The sequence below is a fragment of the Bacillus cereus group sp. BceL291 genome (assembly GCF_051776705.1).
Taxonomy (GTDB): domain Bacteria; phylum Bacillota; class Bacilli; order Bacillales; family Bacillaceae_G; genus Bacillus_A; species Bacillus_A cereus.
Genome location: NZ_JBPWAP010000004.1, coordinates 149,409 through 171,920, shown reverse-complemented (window position 1 = coordinate 171,920; position 22,512 = coordinate 149,409). Strand labels below are relative to the sequence as shown.

Here is a 22,512-nt window from a genome sequence, read left to right as displayed (position 1 = left end):
TTTCTATCCCTTGTTTCTCCAGAGACCATTTCATTTACTTGAAGTGGTTTTTATTTTTTCTAAATAAAGGAGAATAAAGATGGAGACAGTAAGTAAAGTATTAGAACAAATGAATCAATACGTGTGGGGATTACCAACTTTGTTGCTACTCGTTGGAACAGGTATCATTCTCACAGTGCGTTTAAAAGGTTTACAGTTTAGTAAACTATTATACGCTCACAAACTAGCATTTAAAAAATCAGAAGATACCTCTTCTTCTGGAGATATTAGTCACTTCCAAGCACTCATGACAGCTATGGCCGCAACGATTGGTATGGGAAATATAGCCGGTGTTGCAACAGCTGTTACAATTGGTGGTCCTGGTGCAATATTTTGGATGTGGATTACCGCTTTATTCGGTATGGCAACAAAGTATGCCGAGGCAATACTTGCAGTAAAATACCGTGTTAGTAATGAAAATGGTGAATATTCAGGTGGACCAATGTATTATTTAGAGCGTGGTTTAGGTAAGAAATGGCTGGCAGTATTATTCGCTATATTCGGCACAACTGCTTCTTTCGGTATTGGTAATATGGTGCAATCTAACTCAGTTGCAGAGGCAATGCGAATTAATTTCTCTTTCCCTCCTGCTTTAACTGGTATAGTAATGTCATTTTTAATCGCAATTGTTATTTTAGGCGGTGTAAAAAAAATTGGGAAAGTGACGGGATATGTCGTTCCTATTAAAGCTTTCTTTTATATAATTGCTGGTCTTATAATTATTTTCTATCACTACGACCAAATTCCAGAAGCATTTTCACTTATTTTTTCTGGTGCATTTAATGGTACAGCAGCTGCTGGTGGTTTTATTGGGGCAACAGTTGCATCAGCTATTCAAATCGGAATGGCGCGTGGTGTATTTGCGAACGAAGCTGGTTTAGGGAGTGCCCCTATTGCCGCGGCGGCGGCAAAAACTGATTCGCCTGCAAAGCAAGCTTTAGTTTCAATGACTGGTACTTTTCTAGATACGTTTATTGTATGTACAATTACAGGACTAGTATTAATTACTACAGGTGCTTGGAGATCTGGTAAAACTGGCGTTGAAGCTACAACACTTGCATTCCAATCTGTATTTGGTACTGCTGGTAGTATGATTCTCGGTATCGCAATTATTTTATTTGCCTACTCTACTATTTTAGGCTGGTCGTATTATGGAGAAAAATGTGTAGCTTATTTATTCGGAGAAAGTGCAGTTAAATATTATAAAGCAATCTTTATTGTTATGATTGCAATTGGTGCTAATTTAAAGCTAGGAATCGTATGGACATTTGCTGATATTGCAAATGGACTTATGGCAATTCCAAACTTGATTGGTCTAATTGGATTAAGTAGTATTGTTGTTGCTGAAACGAATCGCTTTTTACAAGCAGAGAAATTGAAAGAAAATAATAAAAAACAGGCAAGTTAATCTATGAAAAAAGGAATGACTCATACATGATGAGCATTCCTTTTTTCATCCCCTCTTTTACTCAATTACTATCATTAAAAATATATTTATATCAATATTCACTCCTTTTTATTCCTTCAAAAGTTTTTCACATAAATGTCATAAATCGTATGGTCTAACTATATAGTTGAAAAGGAATGCGACATTAAGGTGTCACTGAAAAACTCATCCAAGAAAAGGGAGGAAAAATCTTTTGAAAAACAAAATCATCGTTTTCCTATCTGTTTTGTCATTTATCATTGGTGGTTTCTTCTTTAACACGAATACTTCAAGCGCTGAAACATCATCTACTGATTACGTTCCTAACCAATTAATCGTTAAGTTCAAACAAAATGCATCTTTAAGTAATGTGCAATCTTTTCATAAATCTGTCGGAGCTAATGTCTTATCTAAAGATGATAAGTTAGGTTTTGAAGTCGTACAATTTTCAAAAGGTACTGTAAAAGAAAAAATAAAGAGCTATAAAAATAATCCAGATGTGGAATATGCAGAACCGAATTATTACGTTCACGCCTTTTGGACTCCAAACGACCCATATTTTAATAATCAATACGGGTTACAAAAGATTCAAGCTCCACAAGCTTGGGATAGCCAACGAAGTGATCCTGGTGTAAAAGTAGCTATTATTGATACAGGGGTTCAAGGCTCACACCCTGATCTGGCTTCGAAAGTAATTTACGGGCATGATTATGTTGATAACGACAATACATCTGATGATGGTAATGGTCATGGTACACATTGCGCTGGAATTACTGGAGCACTTACGAATAACAGCGTCGGAATTGCTGGTGTTGCCCCACAAACTTCAATTTATGCTGTCCGCGTATTAGATAATCAAGGAAGTGGTACTCTTGATGCTGTAGCGCAAGGTATTCGAGAAGCTGCTGATTCGGGTGCAAAAGTAATTAGTTTAAGTTTAGGAGCTCCAAATGGTGGTACTGCATTACAACAAGCCGTTCAATATGCATGGAATAAAGGCTCTGTTATAGTTGCAGCTGCTGGAAATGCTGGAAATACAAAAGCTAATTACCCTGCTTATTACAGCGAAGTAATTGCAGTTGCTTCTACAGATCAATCAGATAGAAAATCTTCATTCTCTACTTATGGTAGCTGGGTAGATGTTGCAGCACCAGGTTCAAATATATATTCAACATATAAAGGAAGCACGTATCAATCATTAAGTGGTACATCTATGGCAACACCTCATGTTGCAGGAGTCGCAGCTCTTTTAGCAAATCAAGGATATAGCAATACGCAAATCCGCCAAATTATTGAGTCTACTACTGATAAAATTAGTGGTACAGGTACGTACTGGAAAAACGGTAGAGTCAATGCATATAAGGCTGTACAATACGCTAAGCAATTACAAGAAAATAAAGCTTCTTAAGAAAACTTTAATCAGTCGATCTACCATGAATGCAGAATAAAATAGAAGGAGAGACTTCTATAATTAAAGCCTCTCCTTCTTACAAACTATATTACTCTCCCCGCTTTTTAACCATATGTAAATACAGTACAAAATCCATCATTGTCGATGAATGACCAAGTTGACGAATCATCGCTGTTATATTTCCTCTATGATATGTACCATGATTTACGACATGTTGCACTAATTCTAAAATCGAAGTTTCTAATTTCCCTACGTATGGATTCTCAATAACAAATACAGCATTCACATCTTGTATTGTAATTAAAAACTCTTTATATTGATTTGCCATGTTTTCAAACATTTTTTCTAATTCATGTAACGATTTAGTTTCAATTTGTTTTCGTAAATCTTCTCGGTCTTGTATTGCTTCATTCATACTTTTACCATGCAATATATGTAACCACACTTGATCTGTAATATAAATATGCACAAAAGTATCCTTAATGGATGGGAATACACTCTGTATCTGCTCATTAAAAATTGTCTCATAGTTTGGTAACTCTTTTAATCGATTGAATAATCTAGTATTAGCCCAAGCATGATAATCACACTGTTTTAATATATACTCTTTCAATTTATATTACCTCCTTATTGTATGAAACGAATGGTTTGTTTCTTCATTTCTGATTCTCTATCAGCCTTTGCAATCCCTTTTTCTTTCATTTCATGCTTATTTATCGTTTTATATTTTACATACGTATAAAATTCCGTTTGAAATGGAAATGGTGTAATCCGAATTGTTTCCTCGTCCACCCATTGAGCTTGAATAAGTTTCTCCTCTTTACTATTAAACATTTCTGTTCCTTCAAAACCATCTTTAAATAAGTCAATTTCATCTTTCTTTTTGACACCAGGCTTATTCATACATACGTATAAAGAAAGTTCATCACAAAACTTTAATAATCTATAATGCTTATCGAACATCGCAAACTGTTCCTTTGTTAACGTTTTCAAAATTCTTTTTTGTCGTTCTAATTCATGTTTATAAAATGACATCATCTCTTCATCTTCCTCGTTTAGTGGAAATGATAAAAAATGTTTACTACAAAGCAATGCCCCGTATGGATTAGAATTTTCAATTTCATTCAATCCAATCGTATAAAAAGCAAAACGTAATGGGCTTGGACAATCCATAAATGTATATGGAATATTTTTAGCATCATTCAAAATTGGTACTTTATCAAGCTCTATCCATCCTCTGTCATGCTCATATATTGCATCAACTGTTTCTTTTAAATATGTTTTATCTTCAAAAAAGTCTTCTTTTATATGCTTTGCAATCTCTCCAGCTAAAAAACCATGATCATGTTGACGAATTAAAATACTTTCCTTCTCATTTTTTTCACGAAAAATCATTCGTATACTCCCCCTCATCCTCATATTAAAGCTTTTTATATGCATCGATTCTTAATTAATCCCTAAATAATAGAAGGGATTCAGTCTCTTGCAACGAAATTAACATAATTATATAGTATTCTTTCTAATCATAGTGATAGCTTTATCTTTACTATCTATTATACTAAAACATTCATTCCAAAAATTTTTTTATGAGGTGAAAACATGAACAAAACAGAATTAATTAAAAACGTAGCTCAATCAGCTGATATTTCTCAAAAGGACGCTTCTGCAGCTGTACAATCCGTATTTGACACAATTGCTAATGCATTACAATCTGGAGATAAAGTTCAACTAATCGGGTTTGGAACTTTTGAAGTACGCGAAAGATCTGCTCGTACAGGACGTAATCCGCAAACTGGCGAAGAAATTCAAATCGCCGCTGGTAAAGTTCCTGCATTTAAAGCAGGTAAAGAATTAAAAGAAGCTGTTAAATAAAAACAAGAAACCAGCCATTTTATAGGCTGGTTTCTTGTTTTTATTTAAGTAATTGCTTTATATTCTCTGCATGATACACTTCACAAATATAAAATACACATTTGCAGTTACTTACAATTTGATACTTTCTAGTTGGATACACATTCGCTGTAACAGAACATCCATCAAACAATTCAATAATATTTCCAGATGGCTGATATCCTTCATATAATACGTTTCTTCTTACTTCCATCTTTTCTATAAGCTTTTCAACAGGAATATTTCCACTCTCTAATTCACTCTTTATTGCGTCCGGTAAAAACGAAGTGTCTGCAAAAATTAGATTTTCAGATAACACCTTTCCTTTATAACTAACATTAGATACACGGTAAAGAAATGTTCCATCTTTATCAAAAAAATTCTTTGCTTCTTTCGGAATGTACTGTCTACCAAGTGCCTCTTGTTCAAGAACATCAAACTGAACTGTATCATTTAAAAGCTTTTCTAAAGCATGAATGGATGATGTATCTCCAGAAAATAAAATATTTTTAATTGCTTGTACATTATAAGTGAATTCATTCTTTCTATTTTCCGCTACTAACATGAGGAACACCTCTTCTGTAATTTTTTTATTTAAGATTTAAAAGTGCTGCCGCGTCTAATTGCGTAATTTCAGTCACTTCCTTACTGAATATTGCAACAGAAGCCCTATAATCTAAACTAGGCCTTACATCTTCCATCATTGTATTACTTGCTAACTCTTGTCTATCCTTAAAAACCAACAAGTTTGGAGGATCATTTGGAGCTGATACTGTAATATGTACTGGTGGAATCATTAGTCCTTCACCTGTCGCTTTCAGCACCGCTTCTTTTCGAGTCCAATATGTTAAAAAACCTTCTATTTTCTGTTCATTTGGCAGTTTCATAACTTGCGCTATTTCAATGTCTGTTAATACACCTTCTGCCATTTTCATAACATCTATACTTGGATTCATTTGTTCTACATCTATGCCAACAGGTGCAGATTTTGTAAATGCAACGACAACCCACTCACCTGAATGCGAAACGGATAATTGCGGCATACCTTCTGGTAATTGTGGTCTTCCATGCTGCAATTTACATACTGAGCACATTCGATCAATTGGTACTTGGACTGGTGACATAGAAAGTATCTTGCCGAGAACTAATCTACTTATTACGCAACCTATTATAAAACGAGCTCGATCTGCCGAATGATGATACGAATTTGCTTTCTCTCGCTCTATATCATTTAGTAAATTGTAATGCCATGATTGTAAATCCGAAATTCTTGCCCACCACATTTGACAATCATTCTCATTCAAAGTTGGAATAGAATCTACAACTTTACTTTCTATCATGTAAACTCTCCTTTATTCAACGAATATCAATTTTCATAAAAAAGCATACGTATATTGTTATTCATTGACAAGTACTTTCTCTTTTTCTGATACAGATAATGTTTTTTCTTTCTTCTTTGACATTACCTCTTTATCGGAAATACGTAAAGAAAATAGTAGTGCTATGAGCAAAAATATTGCTGACCCAATTAATGCTGCTTGATATGGTAAAAAATCGGATTGAACGTTATTACCTCCAAAAACAGCTAGTATACTAGCTAAAAACGCTACTCCTATTGCTGAACCTAGTCGATTTTGCACATTGAATATAGTAGTCGCTCTCCCCATAGAAGGCGGCGTGATATTGTTAAAGGCAGAAAATTGAACCGCACCGACAGATTGACCTAAGAAAATACCGATACCAAACAATAATGCCCGGATTTGCCACGGATTCGTATCGTGATTTACAAAACTCAATAAAACAAATATAACCGCCGTACATATTAATCCAATAGAAATTACCTTTCGAGCTCCTAATTTCTTATATGACCATGGTACAATTTGTGAAGAAATCATTAATCCAATCGCCTCTGGAAATGTCGTAAGTCCTGATTCCAGTGCAGAAACTCCTATCACATTTTGATACATAAGAGGAAAAACAAATAACATTCCTAATAAACCAGCTGATGAAAATAATGATATAATGCTCATCTTTCTAAAGACTGGTTCTTTTAATAAGCGTAAATCTAACATCGGTTGCTTTACTTTCAGTTCTACAATTATAAACAATGTAATGAATACAACCCCAGCTATCCCAGTACTCATAATTTCTGGAGAAATCCACCCTTTTGATGGTCCCTGACTGAGTGCATATATGAGCATCGCAAATCCTGGTGCTGATAAAATAAAGCCGAGCGAATCAAAGCGACCAGCTGATTTTTCAACATGTTCTGCTAAAAATAGAAGTCCAAATAGCAATGCAACGATTCCAAACGGTAGATTAATATAAAATGCCCAACGCCAAGACATTTGATCTACAAAGAAACCACCGATGATAGGACCAATTGCTGGTGCTACAGCAATTGGAAGTATAATGAACCGGGAAATCTTCGGTCTTTCCTCGGGTGAAAATGTTCGAAATAACATCGCCATTCCAACCGGTGTTAAAAGCCCTCCGCCAGCACCTTGAATAATACGGAAAATATTCAATGAAGTAATATCGTTAGCCATTCCGCATAAAGCAGATGCAATTGTAAATACGAAAAGAGCAATTAAAAATACTCTTTTCGTACCAAAACGATCTCCTAACCAACCAGAAATCGGAAGGAAAACAGCTAAACTAACTAAATACCCAACATTCACCGTCCCCATTGCAGATGGAGGTACTTGTAGTTCTCTACTTATCGTTTGCAGTGCTACATTTACAATCGTTGCGTCCATCGCAGCCATAAACATCGCAGTTATATAAACGATACTTACAACTACTTTTGGATTTAGTTTTTCTTTCATTATCGTTTTCCTACTAATGTTTTTTCGCGAACTTGATTACCTTGTGGATTCAAATCTTTCCAGTTATATTCAACATATTCTAAGCAACTCTGCCTACTAGCTTCTTCATATACGACATTCCAGCCAATAGGTACATCGAGAAAAGCAGGCCAGAGAGAATACTGGCCCTCCTCATTTATTAATACTTTATATGTGTAATTATCATTTTCAAATGGATTCGTCATACTCTACTTACCCCTTTCTTATTCTGCAAATATTTCGCTAATACTTGTCCAATTTCCGTAAGTGGACCTGGCTGACATAGATCTTTATGTCTACAATCAACATCGTGCTGCACAATTTGCCCATCTAAATAATTTAACCACGTATTTGGAGAAATAGGATCAAACCAGTCTGGTATAACAGTAGATCTAAAGAATAAGATATCTCCGTTATAAACTTTCGGTACATATTTCCCTAACAACCCTACTGAATTTACATATGTTTCTTTCAAGTTCAATATAGTCTCTTCTTCAAGACTTGCTAATGCACTTCCATCTTTACGAAGGATTTCAACTGCACTTTCCATTGTAAGTGGTTTACCATCCATGTTATCTGGGTCATATCCGCCTAAAGCAAGTAATGCGATTAACGCTTCCTCTTCAGTAGGCGCTTCCGTATTCGGTAAGAAGTGTCCAGGATAAGAATCAAGCATAACGAGTAATTCTACTTCTTCCCCTTCATTTTGTAGTTGCGCCGCCATTGCATGCACAACATTTCCTCCAAGCGACCAACCTAATAAACGATATGGTCCATAAGGCTGTACTTCACGAACGTGTTTCAAGTAATCCGCCGCCATCTCCTCTAAACTTTTTGGAAGTTCTTCATTTTTAGCGATACCACGTGCTTGTACACCATAGATTGGATAATCTGTTCCTAAAGATTTCATAAGTCCTGCATAGCACCAACTTAATCCACCTGCTGGATGTACACAAAATAGTGGTAATTGATCCCCGCTTGCTCGTAATGGAAGCAACACATCAAGTGCACTTTGACCATTCCCCATCTCAAGTCTTTCAGCTAACCCTGCAACAGTCGGTGCTGCAAATAAAGTGCCAATATTTAGTTCCACTCCAAGCGCCTCTTTCATGCGGCTCATAAGCTGCACTGCAAGGAGTGAATGGCCACCAAGATCAAAGAATCCGTCATCAATTCCAATTTGAGGTACACTTAGCACTTCTGTAAACAAGTCACATAACATTTCTTCTTGCGGTGTTCTTGGACCACGACTAGAAGATGATGCGATAAATTCTGGAGCTGGCAATACCTTTCTATCTAATTTACCGTTTGGAGTTAAAGGTAACTCATTTACTACTACAAAAGCGTATGGAACCATATAATCTGGTAAACTACCACTAGCAAACTGACGCATTTCATTCGTATCAATCGCTTCATTATTTGATGCAACGATATAAGAAACTAACCGTTTATCCCCTGGTTGATCTTCCCGTACAATAACGGCTACTTGCTCAACTTTAGGGTGCTTCATTATGACTGCTTCTATTTCTCCTAATTCAATTCGGAACCCACGAATTTTGATTTGATGATCTGCACGTCCTATATAATCTAGCGTCCCATCTTTACGCCAGCGAGCTAAGTCTCCTGTACGATACATTCTTGTACCTGGCTTGCCAAATGGATCTGCGATAAAGCGTTCAGCCGTTAATCCTGCTCTTCCTAAATATCCACGCGCAAGCCCTGCACCTGCAACATACATTTCTCCAACTACTCCAGGTGGCACTGGTTGTAAATAGTTGTCTAACACATACACTTTAAGGTCAGGTATACTGCACCCAATTAAACTATTTGCTCGTAAAGAGACGATAGTTTCATCTAATTCAATATAACTAACATGTACTGTCGTCTCCGTAATACCGTACATATTAATAAGCTTTGGTGCGTTATGAGGATGTCGACTATACCAATCTTCTAAGCGACTTAGCTCAAGTGCTTCTCCTCCAAAAACAACATATTGTAAAGATAATTTTTGGCCAATCTCTTCATTTTCACGATCTGCTTGCATCAATTGATAGAACGCTGATGGAGTTTGGTTTAAAACCGTAACCTTTTCTTTAACAAGAAGCTGTAAAAATTCTTTCGGTGAGCGACTTACAGTATGTGGCACTACAACTAAACGCCCTCCGTATAATAAAGGTCCCCAAATTTCCCAAACAGAGAAATCAAAAGCGTATGAATGGAACATCGTCCAAACATCGTTTCCGTCAAACTGGAACCAATGATCAGTTGCTCCTAAAAGTCTTACTACATTTTGATGAGGTATCATAACGCCTTTCGGTCTACCCGTTGAGCCTGACGTATAAATAACGTAAGCAATATGTGATGGAGATAATGGCTTAATGCGTTCTACTTCATCAATATTTTCTTCACTATATTTCTCAACTTCTGCTATTACTTTTACATCATCAACTAAAACTTTTAGTGCCTCATCACATTCAAATTCCACTTCTGAATTCGTTAAAACACATGTTGGTTTCGCATCGTGTAGCATAAATGAAATGCGGTCTGCTGGGTAATCTGGATCTAACGGAAGGTATCCAGCACCAGCTTTAAGAACAGCTAATAAGCTTACAACCATGTTTAATGATCTTGGCATCGCTAAAGCAACGAGTTGATCAGGACCAATCCCTTTTGCTATTAGGAATCGAGCTATTTTATTTGCTTTTCTACTTAACTCTTTATAAGTTAATTTCTTATCTTCAAAGACAACAGCAATAGAATTTGGATTTATATGAACCTGCTTTTCAAACAATTGTGGCAATGTCATTTCTGGTGCAATTTGAAAACCACCATTCCACTTTTCTAACACTGTATTTTTCTCTGCTACAGTTAATATTTCTAATCTGCCAATTGATTGATCCGGATTTGTAGCTGCATCATCTAATAACAAAATGAATCGTTCTATTAGTTTTTGAACCGTTTCACGTTTATATAAATCGGTACTAAACTCTAGTAATCCATGTAAACCGTTCGGAGTACCATCAACCCCGTTACTCTCACTAATTTCAAATGTTAAATCAAATTTTGCAGAACCGACGCTTTGAATTTCAAGGCTCGCTTCTAAACCTGGTACATGAAACGTTGCTTCTGGTGTATTTTGAAAAGCTAACATAACTTGAAACAACGGGTGGCTGTTTCGAGTACGTACTGGATTTAACACTTCAACAAGCCTTTCAAATGGAACATCTTGATTTTCATAAGCTGCAAGATTTACCTGCTTCACTCTATTTAATAATTCTTTAAAACTTGGATCTCCTGACGTATTTGTACGTAACACTAATGTATTTACAAATAAACCAACAATATCTGAAAGTACATCATCATTTCTTCCAGCAATCGGACTTCCAATTGGTATATCAGTGCCTGCACCTAATCTTGTAAATAGTGCACTAAGCCCTGCTTGCAATACCATAAACAAACTAACTCCATTTTTACGTGCAAGCTCTACTAACCTACTATGCATACCTTCATCTATATGAAAATGAATTGTTTCCCCGCGGTAACTCGTCTCAATTGGACGCTGGAAATCTGTAGGTAACTCCATTTGGTCTGGTAAACCTTTAAGTTCTTCTTTCCAAAAATCTAATTGTGTTGAAATAAGACTCTCTGGTGTCGTTTCATCACCTAGCAATTGCTGTTGCCAAAGTGCATAATCCGCGTATTGAACTGGTAGTGTCTCCAGCTGAACTCTGTCACCTTGACATCGCGCTTTATACGACGCTGCAAAGTCTCTCGTTAACGGCTGTAATGACCAGCCATCACCTACAATATGATGTAATAAAATTAATAATACATGTTCGTTTTCACTCACTGTAAAAAGTTGTAAACGAACTGCCGGCTCAAAATCGAGGTTAAAGCTATATCTTACCGCCTCTGAAAGTACACTTTCTAATTCATCTTTACATGTATTAGTTATAACCATTTCTAGATTTAAGTTTTCCATATCTAAAATTCTCTGATAGGAACTACCTAATACGTTAGGGAAAATTGTTCTAAGTGTTTCATGTTTCTCAACTACATCATAAAAAGCACCTTGTAATGCTTCCCGATTCAATATTCCATTCATACGAATGACTAGCGGAATATTATAAGTAGGACTTGGACCTTCTAAACAATTTAAGAACCATAACCTGCGCTGTGCAAATGAAAGTGGAACTTCATTTGGCCTACTTGCTTTCTGAATAGCTGGTCTTGCACTTTTTGCATCGTTTAATTGTTTCGCCAGTTCGGCAACAGTTGGTGATTCAAATAGTTTCCCGATTCCTAATTCCACACTTAACGTTTCACGAATCCTTGCCATTAAACGAGATGCGAGAAGTGAATGTCCACCCATTTCAAAGAAATTATCATCAATGCTAATTCGAGAAACACCAAGTACTTCTGCAAATAAATCACATAATATTTCTTCTTTCGGATTTCTAGCAACTCTCTCATTGTGCATTCCATTAAAATCAGGAGCAGGTAATTTCTTTCTGTCAACCTTACCATTTGGCGTTAATGGTAATTCTTCTAGCACAACAAATGCCGATGGTATCATATAATTCGCTAAACTTTCTGAAACATAAGAACGAATTTCTGAAAGATTAATCGGTTCCTTTTCTTCTGCAACGATATACGCAATGATGCGTTTATCATTTGGACGATCTTCTCGTACCATTACTACCGCTTGTTGAATATTTTCATGTCGTTGTAATACCGTTTCAATTTCAGCTAATTCAATTCGGAATCCACGAATTTTAATTTGATGATCTGCGCGACTAATGTACTCTAACGCACCATCACTACGCCATTTCACAAGATCTCCTGTACGGTACATGCGCTTCCCTGATTCTCCATAAGGATTTGCAATAAACCGTTCAGCTGTTAACTCAGGTTTTCCTAAATATCCGCTTGCAAGTCCCTCCCCTGCAATATATAATTCCCCAATAACTCCAGGTGGAACTGGTTGTAACCCTGCATCCAATACATACACTTCTGTATTGCAAATTGGCTTTCCAATAGGAGGTATACCCTTTTCACCTTCATCAATGTTCATAAAAGTAGACCAAATCGTCGTTTCAGTTGGTCCATATAAATTAGTTATTGAGCAACCTAATTCTTTTAATTTATTTGCTAAATGCGCTGGAAGAGCTTCACCACCAACTAGTATATTTAGCCCTTGTAGCTTCTCTGGATAATCAGTTACTAACGCCTGCCAAAGCGTCGGTGTAGCCTGCATAATGGTCACTCTTTCTTCTTGTAAAAGTGTCGTTAATGCTGATGGCTCTTGTATGTCTTCTTTTTGCGCAATTGTTAAACTTGCACCACTAATAAGAGGTAAATAAATTTCTAGAGCAGAAATATCAAACGCAAACGTTGTAACTGCTAATAAATGATCATTTTCATTTAATGAAAACTTTTGTTGCATAGCCATTAAAAAGTTACTTAAACCTCTCATAGGAACAATTACACCTTTTGGGTTTCCTGTTGAGCCTGAAGTATATATTGTATAGGCTGGGTTTAAAAGTGATACATCATTCTTACATGCTATATTCATACGAGAATATGTATGTAACGCTAGTTTCGTTTCTTCTTCATCTAATACAATTTTTTTCATATCATTTTCTATAACTAACTTAGATGAAACAGATGAATGTGTTATGATACAAACTGGTTTTGCATCATTTACTATATAATTAATTCTTTCTGCTGGGTATTCTGGATCTATTGGTAAATACGCTGCACCAGCCTTTAAGACTGCTAGCATACTAACTACCATTTCTATTGATCTAGGGAATACTAAAGCTACAAATTGGTTTGGTCGTATTCCTTCTTCTACTAAATAATGTGCTAGTTCATTCGCTCGTTCATTTAGCTCTTTATACGTAAGGTTTACACCGTCACAAGTAATGGCTAGTTTATTGGGATTTTTTTGCACTTGTTTTTCAAATGATATAGGCAGACTGATTAACTCATCGTCTTCCTTCGTTTCATTCCATTCCAATAAAACTTTATGATTTTCTTCAGGCAGAGTAATGTTTATTTTTCCAATCGACTCGTTTTTCTCATAATTATTTACTACTAATTCAAATAGACTCATAAATCTTTCTTTATGCAATGCTAGCTCCGCGCCATTATATACTTCAGGATTTGCATCAAAATGAATCATTAGCTCATTTTGATCAAAACGTTTATATACATTTATTGATAAATCATCGACAGGTCCTGCTGATAAATTATGCGTAATACCACGATTCCCAGCAAAATTTAGCCCGTAATCAAAAGGCATAACATTCACTAACGGTCCAAACAACCTTTGATTTTCACCTAGTAACTTTAAGTCTCTTCTTAATTCCTCATGACGGTATTTATAATGGCGACGTACATCTCGGATTTCTTTAGAAACTTGCTGCAATAATTCCGCAAGAGTTATATTTGGAGTTACTGTAATACGAAGTGGCACTAAATTCATTACCATACTTGGTGTATGAATAGATACCGAACCTAGACGTCCCATCATCGGTAAACCTAAAACAATATCATTTGCACCTGTTAACTTATGCATATAAATACTTGTTACAGCGACAATGAATTCCGGCCAACTTGTTAACGAAATATTGATATCTTCTAATAAAGTTTTCGTGCTAGAACTAGATAAATAAGCTGTTTCTCGTGAAAATCCATTTGATGTTCTCGGTGCTCGCTCTGCCAAGCTTACAACTTCTGGTTCATCCGCAAATTTTTCTAACCAAAAAGTACGATCTTCCTGAAATTTTTTAGACTCACGATACTCAATATCTTCTTGCACGACTTTTGTAAGAGAACCAAACGGCTTTTCATTCTTGTTTGTTTCTTCTATAAGTGATGTATACTCATTCGCCACTTTTTGGCTAAGAAGTGAAAATCCATAGCCATCCATCACAATGTGATGGATGCGCTGATACCAAAAGAAACGATTATTTTCAACTTGAATAAGTGCTTCAGTAAATAATGTATCTTTTTTCAAATCGACTGGCATAGATAAATCATTTTTCATCCATACTTTAGCAGCTTCTTCAGGATTTTCTTCTTTACGAACGTCAATAAAATGCATATGAAACTGTGATTCTTCAATAACTTGCCATGCGCCAATTTCATCCTCCTCGAAGCGAACATGAAGTGCTTCTGCTTCCATTACAACTTTACGTACAGCTAATTCGAAAATTTCTTGATGAATATTTCCGTTTATTTCTACATATTCCCCAGTATTGTAAATTGGATTAAGCGGATCTAATTGTTGCGCAAACCACATACCAGACTGCGCAGATGATAACGAATGACGAATCTTTTGACTGTTAGGCATTCTTTACTACCCCTTTATTATGTAGTCTATTTGTTACAGCACCTGTGCTGTTTGTGAAGATAGTAAACTGTACCAACCTGCAACAGTTGGACGTTCTGCTAAATGTGCAAAAGTGATTTCTTTCCCTTCACGACGCCACTTCTCTACTAAACTCATAATTCTGACCGAATCAAGCCCTCTATTTAATAAGTCCTCATCAATATCAATACTCTCTACTGGCTCACGAAGTAGTTGTGCAACTAGTTCATGCACTTCCTGTATAGTGATTCCTTCACTCTCATCATCTTTTACACTTTGTAAATCGTTTAACAGTAGGTTTGTTGATGTCGTTACTGCACATCTATTAGATGCATACTCCAATGCTTGTTTATGATGCTCTAGTGAAAAATCAGCAACTGCATCTGCTACAAAGAACGGCTCTATACCATCCATAAATGCTTCACAAGCTGTTAAAAGACAGCCAATATGCGCATAAATACCGCAAATAATGAGTTGATCTTTTCCTTGTTCATTTAAAATTTCTAATAGATTTGTCTTTTTAAATGCACTATATCTCCATTTTGTGAGGAATATATCATCCTCATCAGGAGTAAGTTCATCAACAATTTTCTTTTTATCTGGTCCAGCAGGTATACCGTCACCCCAAAAGTCTTGTAATAAACCTCGTTGTTCTAACGTTTGCCCACCAGGTTGTGCTGTATAAACAACTGGTATACCAAGTTCCTTACATTTTTCTCTTATCATTTTTATATTTGAAATAAGTTCTACTTTTGGTGATTCTTTATCGCTATATGCATCAAGAAAATATTCTTGCATGTCATGAATTAAAAGTACTGCACGTTTCGGATCTGGCGTCCAATTCACTTTATTTTTTGGTAGTTCTGATTCAATTGGCATTTTATATACTGAAATAGATGGGATAGCCATCTAATCACTTCCTTCCGGTTTTTATTATTGTTTTACTGTAATAAGCTTTTCAGCAATGACTTTACGTAGTTCTTTTTTGCTGACTTTTCCGACTCCTGTTTGCGGGAATGCTTCAATAAATTCAATTCGATCTGGAATTTTATAAGCCGCTATACCACGTTCTCTTAAAAACATTTTTAATTCACTTACTGCTGGAACTTGTCCGCGAGCTATAACAAAAGCACAGGTGCGTTCACCTAAATAATCGTCAGGCATAGATACAATTGCTACGTCATGGACCGCATCGTGTGCTAATAGATGATTTTCAACTTCTTCCGCAGCAACTTTCTCACCACCGCGGTTAATTTGATCTTTATCTCTTCCTTCTACAATGATGTATCCTTGTTCATTTACTTTTACAAGATCACCTGTGCGATAAAATCCATCCTTTGTAAATGATCGTGCATTATGCTCTTCGGCTTTATAGTAACCACGAATTGTATATGGACCTCTTGTTAATAAACTACCTACTTCGCCAGGTTGTACATCGTTGTCATTTTCATCAACAACTCGTACTTCATCGAGTGCAGACATTGGTCTACCTTGTGTATAAATAATAAATTCTTCCGGATCATCTAATCTTGTATAGTTCACTAATCCTTCCGCCATACCGAACACTTGCTGTAACGTACATCCAAATGTAGGACGTATACGTTTTGCAACCTCAGCGCTAAACTTAGCACCACCTACTTGAATAATCTCTAGGCTTGATAAATCGGCATTACGAGAAGATGCAGCATCAAGCCAAATCATTGCTAATGGCGGAACGAGCGCTGTAATTGTAACTTTTTCTTTTTCGATAAGAGCAAAGGCCTCATCTGGACTACCACCAGTTGCCAATACCACTTTTCCACCCGCATAGAAAGTTCCAAATGTCCCTGGAGAACTCATTGGGTAATTGTGTGCTACTGGAAGAACTGCCATATAGACGCTTTCTGCATTCAAATTACAAATTTCAGCGCTAACACGTAAACTATAAATATAGTCATCATGTGTTCTAGGAATTAATTTAGAAAGACCTGTTGTGCCTCCTGATAATTGGAGAAATGCAACATCACTTGGCTGAACTTCTGGTAATGAGACGGGATCCATATACAGATCATTTATGTTCACAAACTCTTCTTCTTCTCCCACTACAATTACATGTTGTAAAGTTGGCACTTTCTCTTTCACTTCTCTTGCTAATTTTCGATAATCAAAACCGAGAGCCTTATCTGAAATAACGTAAGCGCTCGCCTCGCCAAACTCACAAAAATAACTAATTTCACTGCTTCGATGTGAAGGTAGTGTAAAGACAGGAAGCGCTCCAATTCGAAATAGTGCAAAACATATTTCGAAAAACTCGATAATGTTAGGTAACTGGATTACAACTCTGTCCTCTTTCTTTATTCCTAAATTCAGTAAACCTGCTGCTAAACGATCTACCTTTTTATTAAGTTCACTATATGTTATATGCTTCTTACCACTTACAACCGCGATTCGATCTCCATATTTCTCAGCCCGCTCTCTTAACACTCCTCCAAATGTTTCACCAAGCCAACATCCTGCTTCTCGGTAACGATCGGCAAATTCTTTTGGCCATTCTGTATAACCTACTAGCATTCTTTCTTCCCCCTATTTTTCATTAAGTGAACTATCTCTTAACCCTAAAGCTTTTAGCATTGTTTGGAACTTAGCTGATGTTTCTGCTAACTCATCTTCTGGTTTTGACTCAGCAACAACTCCAGCTCCTGCATATAAACGAAGTGTATTTTCTTGTACTTCAGCACAACGAATTGTAACAATCCATTCTCCATCTCCATTTAAATCGCTCCATCCTAGCATTCCTGTAAAGAACTCGCGGTCAAATGGCTCAATATGCTGTATAGCTTCTCTTGCTTTTTCCATCGGAGTTCCGCAAACTGCTGGCGTAGGATGAAGGGCAATTGCTAATTGTAAAGAAGAAGTATTTGGATCCTTAAGTTCACCTTTCACTTCTGTAGACAAATGCCACATCGCTTCACTATGAATAACTGATGGCTTTTCTGGAACATGTAATGTATGACAATACGGACGAAGTGCAGCGGCAACCGCTTCAACTACTACCGCATGTTCATGTAAATCTTTTGGCGAAGAAAGTAATTCCTCTGCTCTTCTTTTATCTTCTACTGGGTCCTCACTACGTGGCCTTGAACCAGCTAACGGGTTAGAAATAACTTGCATACCATTACGTGAAACAAGTAATTCAGGGCTTGCTCCAATTAGCGTCTTACTGTTCTCTTTTTCATCTTTCGGTAAATTTACAGAAAATGTATAACCATGCTTATTATGCTCTGCTAATTCTCGCAGAAGTTTTTGCTTATCAATCTTTTCGGAAGATTTAACATCTAACGATCTGGATAGAACGATTTTCTTTAAATCACCGTCCTGTATTTTTTCAATTCCTTGCTTCACACCATTCATATAAACTTCAGGGTCTGGCACTGGTGTCATTTCAAATGTTACATTCTCATTTGTTTCAAGCTGATTTGTTGTATCCAATTGTAAACGCTCAGAAATTCTGCTATATTCTGGTACGATGAGTTGGACTTCTTTTCTACGATCAAATGGCAAAGCACCCACAACGATAGGATTTGGATTTCCAGCTTGTTTCGCATTACTTAATTTCGCTTGCACAAGCTCTGGGAAACTTTCAATTTCACGATGCTTTACTATAGTAAACTCTCCTTCTGCTAATATCGTTCGAGTTGGTGAAGCGAAAAAGAATGAAGATTCAGTCTTATAATCTTCTAAAAGTTTTTCTGACAATTCCTTTACAGCTATATGTTCATTCATAATATAATAACCTCCTGAATTTTTATTAAACTCCTAACGTAGCACCGCCATCAACACATAAATTGTGCATTGTAATATGACTTGCTCTATCTGAGGCTAAAAATAACACTGCTTCAGCAACTTCTGAAGGTTGTGCAATTTTTTGTAATGGAATTCCGAGTCTATATGTATTTTGAGAACCAGCAATTATATTTTTAGCTCCATTCTCATCAGCCCATAGTAATCTTTGCATCTCTGTTTCAGTAGAACCTGGAGAAACTAAGTTGCAGCGTATATTGTATGCCGCAAGCTCTAGTCCTAAACATTTCATAAACATCGTCGTTGCGGCCTTTGACGCAGCATACGCAGCCATCTCCATTCTTGGCGTATTTGCCGCATTTGAACCGACTGTAACAATTGCCCCCGATTTTCTTAACATCATATTTTTACTTACCGCTCGGGACATATTGAAAACCCCTGTCGTATTTACAGAGAATGTTTTATTCCAATCTTCATCACTTAACGAATGAATTGGTCCCATACGTAAAACCCCTGCAACATTTATTAAAATATCTATTGGCGCTATTTCATTTGCAATATGATTTACCATGTCTTCAGCAGCGGCGCTATCACTCACATCTAAACGAAACGTTTTCATACGTGTATTGTTTAATTCATTTTGATTTAAGAGTACATTTAACCCCTCTTCATTTTGATCAACCGCAATAACTGTGGCTCCTCTTTCTAAAAACATTTTGGCAACGACACTGCCTATGCCTTGTGCTGCACCTGTTACTAAAACTGTTTTCCCATCAAATTCCCCTAAGTTCATTTTCTCTATCCTTTCACATAAACATTAATTTCATTAAGTAACACCGATGATATTGATTTTCATTATCAGTTGTGTTGTAAAAAATAATACACTTACTAAACTAATTGGTCAAGTGCGCATTACTTTAAAATCCATTTTATTGATAATGTTTTTCATTTACCATCTTACACCGAAATGATAATGTTTCTCAATAAACTTGTCAATCTTTTTTTATTTTTCAGATAAACCATTTTAATGCTTCTTAATAAAATCATATGTAAACGCATTAAAAGTACTTATATTATAAATAAAATTCAAAGTCCTCTTTTTAAAATTGAAGAAACTAAACTAGAGATACGTTCATTTACAATGCTTTATGAAAAACTCAAGTATATATTTTCTCAATATTTTTCTGAAAATATATCTTACAAATACTAATGAATGTCTTTTTTGTCATTTAAGATTTAATATATATTTCGAATACGATGTATCAATTTATTGTATTTCAATATAATCCAAATAGGCATTTCACTCACTTTTACATCTATGAAAATCATAAAAGTAATTTAACCTTGTTAAAATAACTCATAAAAAAAGCATCCTAATTAATAGAATAGGATGCTTTTTCGTAATCATATTGTTATAGAAGATTTATATACTTATGCTACGCTGCGATACTCTTCTTCTTTTTCTTTTTTCTGCTTAGGTGCTTGAATTAAAATTGCGATAATGAATGACACGACACATAATACACCTATTACCATGAACGTTGGTTTGAATCCACCTAGAAGTGCACCGATAAAGGAACCTGCAAGCGCCCCAAATCCAAATCCTTGATACACAATTCCGTAGTTCTTACTATGGTTTTTCATACCGAAGAAATCACCAACAATAGCTGGGAAAATAGTGATATTTCCACCAAAGCAAAACGCTACACTTGCTACACATACGAAGTAAATACCATAATTTAAATCTACAAAACTTAGAACTAAGACTGAACTCGCCATAACAACAAAAGTACCAGTAACGATTTTTAAACGCCCAATTTTATCCGATAACGGTCCTAAAATGATACGACCTAACGTATTGAAGATTGCAACCATAGCCACCGCATTAGCTGCTGTTGCTGCGCTAAGTCCTACAAGTTGAACACCAATGTCTTTTACCATACCAATTAAGTATAAGCCACTCATACATGATGTAAATAACATGATAAATAATAAGTATACTTGTTTTGTGCCTAACATTTCTTTCGTTGTGTATTCCTCAGTTTTTGTTTCATGAACTGCTCCTTGATCTGCAGCTTGATGGATTAAACAAGCACCAATTACAATCATAGCTGTAACAATTAAACCCCAGTATATAAATGCTTGGGATACACCAACTGATTCAATCAACTGTGCGTTAACGTATTTAAAGATTAAGCTACCTGAACCATATGCAGAGACAGAAATACCAGCAATTAAACCTTTACGCTCTGGAAACCACTTTATTAAATTTGATAGTGAAGTGATATATGCTGTACCATCTGCATAACCTACAACAACTCCCGCTAGTACATAAAGTAATATTAGTGAGGATGCTTGTGAACTAAGTATTAATCCTAGTCCTAATGCTAATCCAGCTATCATAATAAGTTTACGAAGTCCCCATTTTTCTTGCAATTTACTCGCAAATAAAGTTGAAAATGCTAAAGAAAGACTAGTAATTGAGAAAGTTATCGCAACAGCGTTAAGACTCCAACCATATTTACTAACTAAAGGCTGATTGAATAAACTCCATGTATATATCGTCCCAAGCCCCATTTGTACTATAACTGTGCCAAGGACAACAAGCCATGGATTAACAGTTGATTTTTTCATACCTTTCCGCCTCCTCTTTCTATTTCAATGCTATTCGCTAAATTTACTTTTTTTATGTTCATTTTGGTCACCTCTTTTGATTTGACACCTTCATTGTATAAGATGTTTTTGTTTATGTAAGCACTTACAAGATAGAGCGTCAAAAACATGGAATCAGTTACAAAAAACGAAGGATGAAATACAAAAAACTACTGATTAAATACAATAGAAAAATTTTTTATACTTCAATCCACCTTATTTTTTATAAAATCACAAATTTTTTTCCAATAAATAAAACTAAATATTCACTAATATATCTATCCGTGGTTTAATATATATAATAAAAAAATATTTCTGTCTTTAATGAGGAGGTACTATGAAAGCAAACGTAGGGGATACTATACTTTTTCAACGAAATAATTTAAAGATTACAGGATCTGTATTAAAACTTTATACTGAATCGGTCTTAGTTGAAATTACAAATGTAAGCGGTGGTACTTTTGAATTTGATCGAACAATTGTAAATCATAAAAACTATAAAGTTTTAAATACAAATACATAAAACAACACAAAATAGCCCCTGCTCAACAGCAGGGGCTATTTTATATAAAAATATTTCACTAGTTTATATACCCTAAAACATTAACAATCTTACTCGCTTTTAAATTGTTAATATGATAATAAATTTCTAAACCTCTTCTCTCTGCTCGTAACACTTTACCCTTCATTTTTGATAAATGTTGTGAAACAGTAGATTGCGGAATATTCAGTAACTCTGTTAATTGTGTTACATTACAAGTTTTTCTCGTACTTAATTCATTTACAATTTGCAGTCGGATTGGATGCGCCATAATTTTTAAAATATCTACATCTTCTTCTGAAACTAAAGTTTTTCTCATTTCACTCGTATATGTTGTCATAAGACATTCCCCTTTTATATGAATTCCATATTCATAAGATCTATTTCCAAATTTTTTAAAACCCTTGATTAAAACTTTCATATAGAAATAAAAGGATTTTAAATTTTTGAAAACAGAACTTACATTCACTTTATTTATTTATTTGGTACATATACATAATACAATGTTAATATGTGCTCTATGTGAAGTTCACATAAATTTATGATGAA

17 protein-coding genes are annotated in these 22,512 nt (G+C 35.5%); 4 read left to right on the top strand and 13 right to left on the bottom strand.

Translation table 11 applies throughout. The features are described from left to right. The first annotated feature begins 79 nt into the window (after window positions 1-79). Both ACS2CR_RS05500 and ACS2CR_RS05495 read left to right on the top strand, forming a co-directional pair. Window positions 80-1,447, top strand: coding sequence for an alanine/glycine:cation symporter family protein (locus tag ACS2CR_RS05500; RefSeq protein ID WP_016109930.1), 1,368 nt, complete (start codon window positions 80-82; stop codon window positions 1,445-1,447). A gap of 232 nt (window positions 1,448-1,679) precedes the next feature. After that, entirely contained in the window at window positions 1,680-2,873 is a 1,194-nt protein-coding gene (locus ACS2CR_RS05495; protein ID WP_000790937.1) for a S8 family peptidase, read from the top strand. Window positions 2,874-2,964: 91 nt separating this feature from the next. Here the strand turns inward: ACS2CR_RS05495 and ACS2CR_RS05490 are convergent, their stop codons facing one another. Continuing rightward, a complete protein-coding gene (locus tag ACS2CR_RS05490; protein WP_053512255.1) occupies window positions 2,965-3,489 on the bottom strand; it encodes a DinB family protein in 525 nt (174 codons plus the stop codon). A gap of 14 nt (window positions 3,490-3,503) precedes the next feature. After that, the gene (locus ACS2CR_RS05485; protein ID WP_000577279.1) at window positions 3,504-4,271 is read right to left on the bottom strand and encodes a DUF3891 family protein; all 768 of its coding nucleotides are present in this window, start codon (window positions 4,269-4,271) and stop codon (window positions 3,504-3,506) included. A 204-nt stretch (window positions 4,272-4,475) separates the two neighbouring features. Here ACS2CR_RS05485 and ACS2CR_RS05480 point away from each other — a divergent pair, with 204 nt between their 5' ends. Beyond that, window positions 4,476-4,748 (top strand): HU family DNA-binding protein, encoded by a 273-nt coding sequence (locus ACS2CR_RS05480; RefSeq protein ID WP_001043905.1) that lies wholly within the window; start codon window positions 4,476-4,478, stop codon window positions 4,746-4,748. 40 nt (window positions 4,749-4,788) lie between these two features. On the opposite strand, the gene ACS2CR_RS05475 is transcribed toward ACS2CR_RS05480, so the two are convergent. The 10 genes from ACS2CR_RS05475 to ACS2CR_RS05430 all read right to left on the bottom strand — a co-directional run bounded on the left by ACS2CR_RS05475 (window position 4,789) and on the right by ACS2CR_RS05430 (window position 21,404). Continuing rightward, the gene (locus ACS2CR_RS05475; RefSeq protein ID WP_000959126.1) at window positions 4,789-5,331 is read right to left on the bottom strand and encodes a hypothetical protein; all 543 of its coding nucleotides are present in this window, start codon (window positions 5,329-5,331) and stop codon (window positions 4,789-4,791) included. Between the two features lie 25 nt (window positions 5,332-5,356). Beyond that, window positions 5,357-6,106, bottom strand: coding sequence for a 4'-phosphopantetheinyl transferase Sfp (gene sfp, locus ACS2CR_RS05470; RefSeq protein ID WP_053512256.1), 750 nt, complete (start codon window positions 6,104-6,106; stop codon window positions 5,357-5,359). Window positions 6,107-6,163: 57 nt separating this feature from the next. Beyond that, the gene (locus ACS2CR_RS05465) at window positions 6,164-7,594 is read right to left on the bottom strand and encodes an MDR family MFS transporter (protein WP_000660199.1); all 1,431 of its coding nucleotides are present in this window, start codon (window positions 7,592-7,594) and stop codon (window positions 6,164-6,166) included. Then, the gene (locus tag ACS2CR_RS05460; protein WP_000184059.1) at window positions 7,594-7,818 is read right to left on the bottom strand and encodes an MbtH family protein; all 225 of its coding nucleotides are present in this window, start codon (window positions 7,816-7,818) and stop codon (window positions 7,594-7,596) included. The genes ACS2CR_RS05465 and ACS2CR_RS05460 overlap by 1 nt, the downstream gene beginning before the upstream one ends. Beyond that, on the bottom strand, window positions 7,815-14,972 hold the full coding sequence (locus tag ACS2CR_RS05455) for an amino acid adenylation domain-containing protein (protein ID WP_053512257.1): 7,158 nt from the start codon (window positions 14,970-14,972) through the stop codon (window positions 7,815-7,817). The genes ACS2CR_RS05460 and ACS2CR_RS05455 overlap by 4 nt, the downstream gene beginning before the upstream one ends. A gap of 33 nt (window positions 14,973-15,005) precedes the next feature. Continuing rightward, window positions 15,006-15,899 carry an isochorismatase family protein gene (locus ACS2CR_RS05450; protein ID WP_001007253.1) on the bottom strand — a complete coding sequence of 298 codons (894 nt, stop codon included), beginning with the start codon at window positions 15,897-15,899 and terminating at the stop codon, window positions 15,006-15,008. A 24-nt stretch (window positions 15,900-15,923) separates the two neighbouring features. Further along, window positions 15,924-17,540: a (2,3-dihydroxybenzoyl)adenylate synthase gene (locus ACS2CR_RS05445; RefSeq protein ID WP_053512258.1), complete on the bottom strand. Its 1,617-nt coding sequence runs from the start codon at window positions 17,538-17,540 to the stop codon at window positions 15,924-15,926. Window positions 17,541-17,552: 12 nt separating this feature from the next. Next, a complete protein-coding gene (gene dhbC / locus ACS2CR_RS05440; RefSeq protein ID WP_053512259.1) occupies window positions 17,553-18,752 on the bottom strand; it encodes an isochorismate synthase DhbC in 1,200 nt (399 codons plus the stop codon). A gap of 25 nt (window positions 18,753-18,777) precedes the next feature. Continuing rightward, window positions 18,778-19,563: a 2,3-dihydro-2,3-dihydroxybenzoate dehydrogenase gene (dhbA, locus tag ACS2CR_RS05435; protein ID WP_001048428.1), complete on the bottom strand. Its 786-nt coding sequence runs from the start codon at window positions 19,561-19,563 to the stop codon at window positions 18,778-18,780. Window positions 19,564-20,201: 638 nt separating this feature from the next. Beyond that, window positions 20,202-21,404: an L-lactate MFS transporter gene (locus ACS2CR_RS05430; protein WP_000750126.1), complete on the bottom strand. Its 1,203-nt coding sequence runs from the start codon at window positions 21,402-21,404 to the stop codon at window positions 20,202-20,204. A gap of 355 nt (window positions 21,405-21,759) precedes the next feature. On the opposite strand from ACS2CR_RS05430, the gene ACS2CR_RS05425 reads away from it, so the two are divergent. Then, window positions 21,760-21,945: a YkvS family protein gene (locus ACS2CR_RS05425; RefSeq protein ID WP_000646793.1), complete on the top strand. Its 186-nt coding sequence runs from the start codon at window positions 21,760-21,762 to the stop codon at window positions 21,943-21,945. 58 nt (window positions 21,946-22,003) lie between these two features. Here the strand turns inward: ACS2CR_RS05425 and ACS2CR_RS05420 are convergent, their stop codons facing one another. After that, on the bottom strand, window positions 22,004-22,303 hold the full coding sequence (locus tag ACS2CR_RS05420) for an ArsR/SmtB family transcription factor (protein ID WP_000214801.1): 300 nt from the start codon (window positions 22,301-22,303) through the stop codon (window positions 22,004-22,006). Window positions 22,304-22,512 lie beyond the last annotated feature (209 nt).

Excerpts from the sequence above, each read along its gene's own strand:
- ACS2CR_RS05500 (WP_016109930.1), top strand. The coding sequence starts at position 80 with ATGGAGACAGTAAGTAAAGTATTAGAACAAATGAATCAATACGTGTGG.
- ACS2CR_RS05485 (WP_000577279.1), bottom strand. The coding sequence starts at position 4,271 with ATGATTTTTCGTGAAAAAAATGAGAAGGAAAGTATTTTAATTCGTCAA.
- sfp (WP_053512256.1), bottom strand. The coding sequence starts at position 6,106 with ATGATAGAAAGTAAAGTTGTAGATTCTATTCCAACTTTGAATGAGAAT.
- ACS2CR_RS05480 (WP_001043905.1), top strand. The coding sequence starts at position 4,476 with ATGAACAAAACAGAATTAATTAAAAACGTAGCTCAATCAGCTGATATT.
- ACS2CR_RS05455 (WP_053512257.1), bottom strand. The coding sequence starts at position 14,972 with ATGCCTAACAGTCAAAAGATTCGTCATTCGTTATCATCTGCGCAGTCT.
- ACS2CR_RS05445 (WP_053512258.1), bottom strand. The coding sequence starts at position 17,540 with ATGCTAGTAGGTTATACAGAATGGCCAAAAGAATTTGCCGATCGTTAC.
- ACS2CR_RS05450 (WP_001007253.1), bottom strand. The coding sequence starts at position 15,899 with ATGGCTATCCCATCTATTTCAGTATATAAAATGCCAATTGAATCAGAA.
- ACS2CR_RS05420 (WP_000214801.1), bottom strand. The coding sequence starts at position 22,303 with ATGACAACATATACGAGTGAAATGAGAAAAACTTTAGTTTCAGAAGAA.
- dhbA (WP_001048428.1), bottom strand. The coding sequence starts at position 19,563 with ATGAACTTAGGGGAATTTGATGGGAAAACAGTTTTAGTAACAGGTGCA.
- ACS2CR_RS05430 (WP_000750126.1), bottom strand. The coding sequence starts at position 21,404 with ATGAAAAAATCAACTGTTAATCCATGGCTTGTTGTCCTTGGCACAGTT.
- ACS2CR_RS05475 (WP_000959126.1), bottom strand. The coding sequence starts at position 5,331 with ATGTTAGTAGCGGAAAATAGAAAGAATGAATTCACTTATAATGTACAA.
- ACS2CR_RS05425 (WP_000646793.1), top strand. The coding sequence starts at position 21,760 with ATGAAAGCAAACGTAGGGGATACTATACTTTTTCAACGAAATAATTTA.
- dhbC (WP_053512259.1), bottom strand. The coding sequence starts at position 18,752 with ATGAATGAACATATAGCTGTAAAGGAATTGTCAGAAAAACTTTTAGAA.
- ACS2CR_RS05465 (WP_000660199.1), bottom strand. The coding sequence starts at position 7,594 with ATGAAAGAAAAACTAAATCCAAAAGTAGTTGTAAGTATCGTTTATATA.
- ACS2CR_RS05460 (WP_000184059.1), bottom strand. The coding sequence starts at position 7,818 with ATGACGAATCCATTTGAAAATGATAATTACACATATAAAGTATTAATA.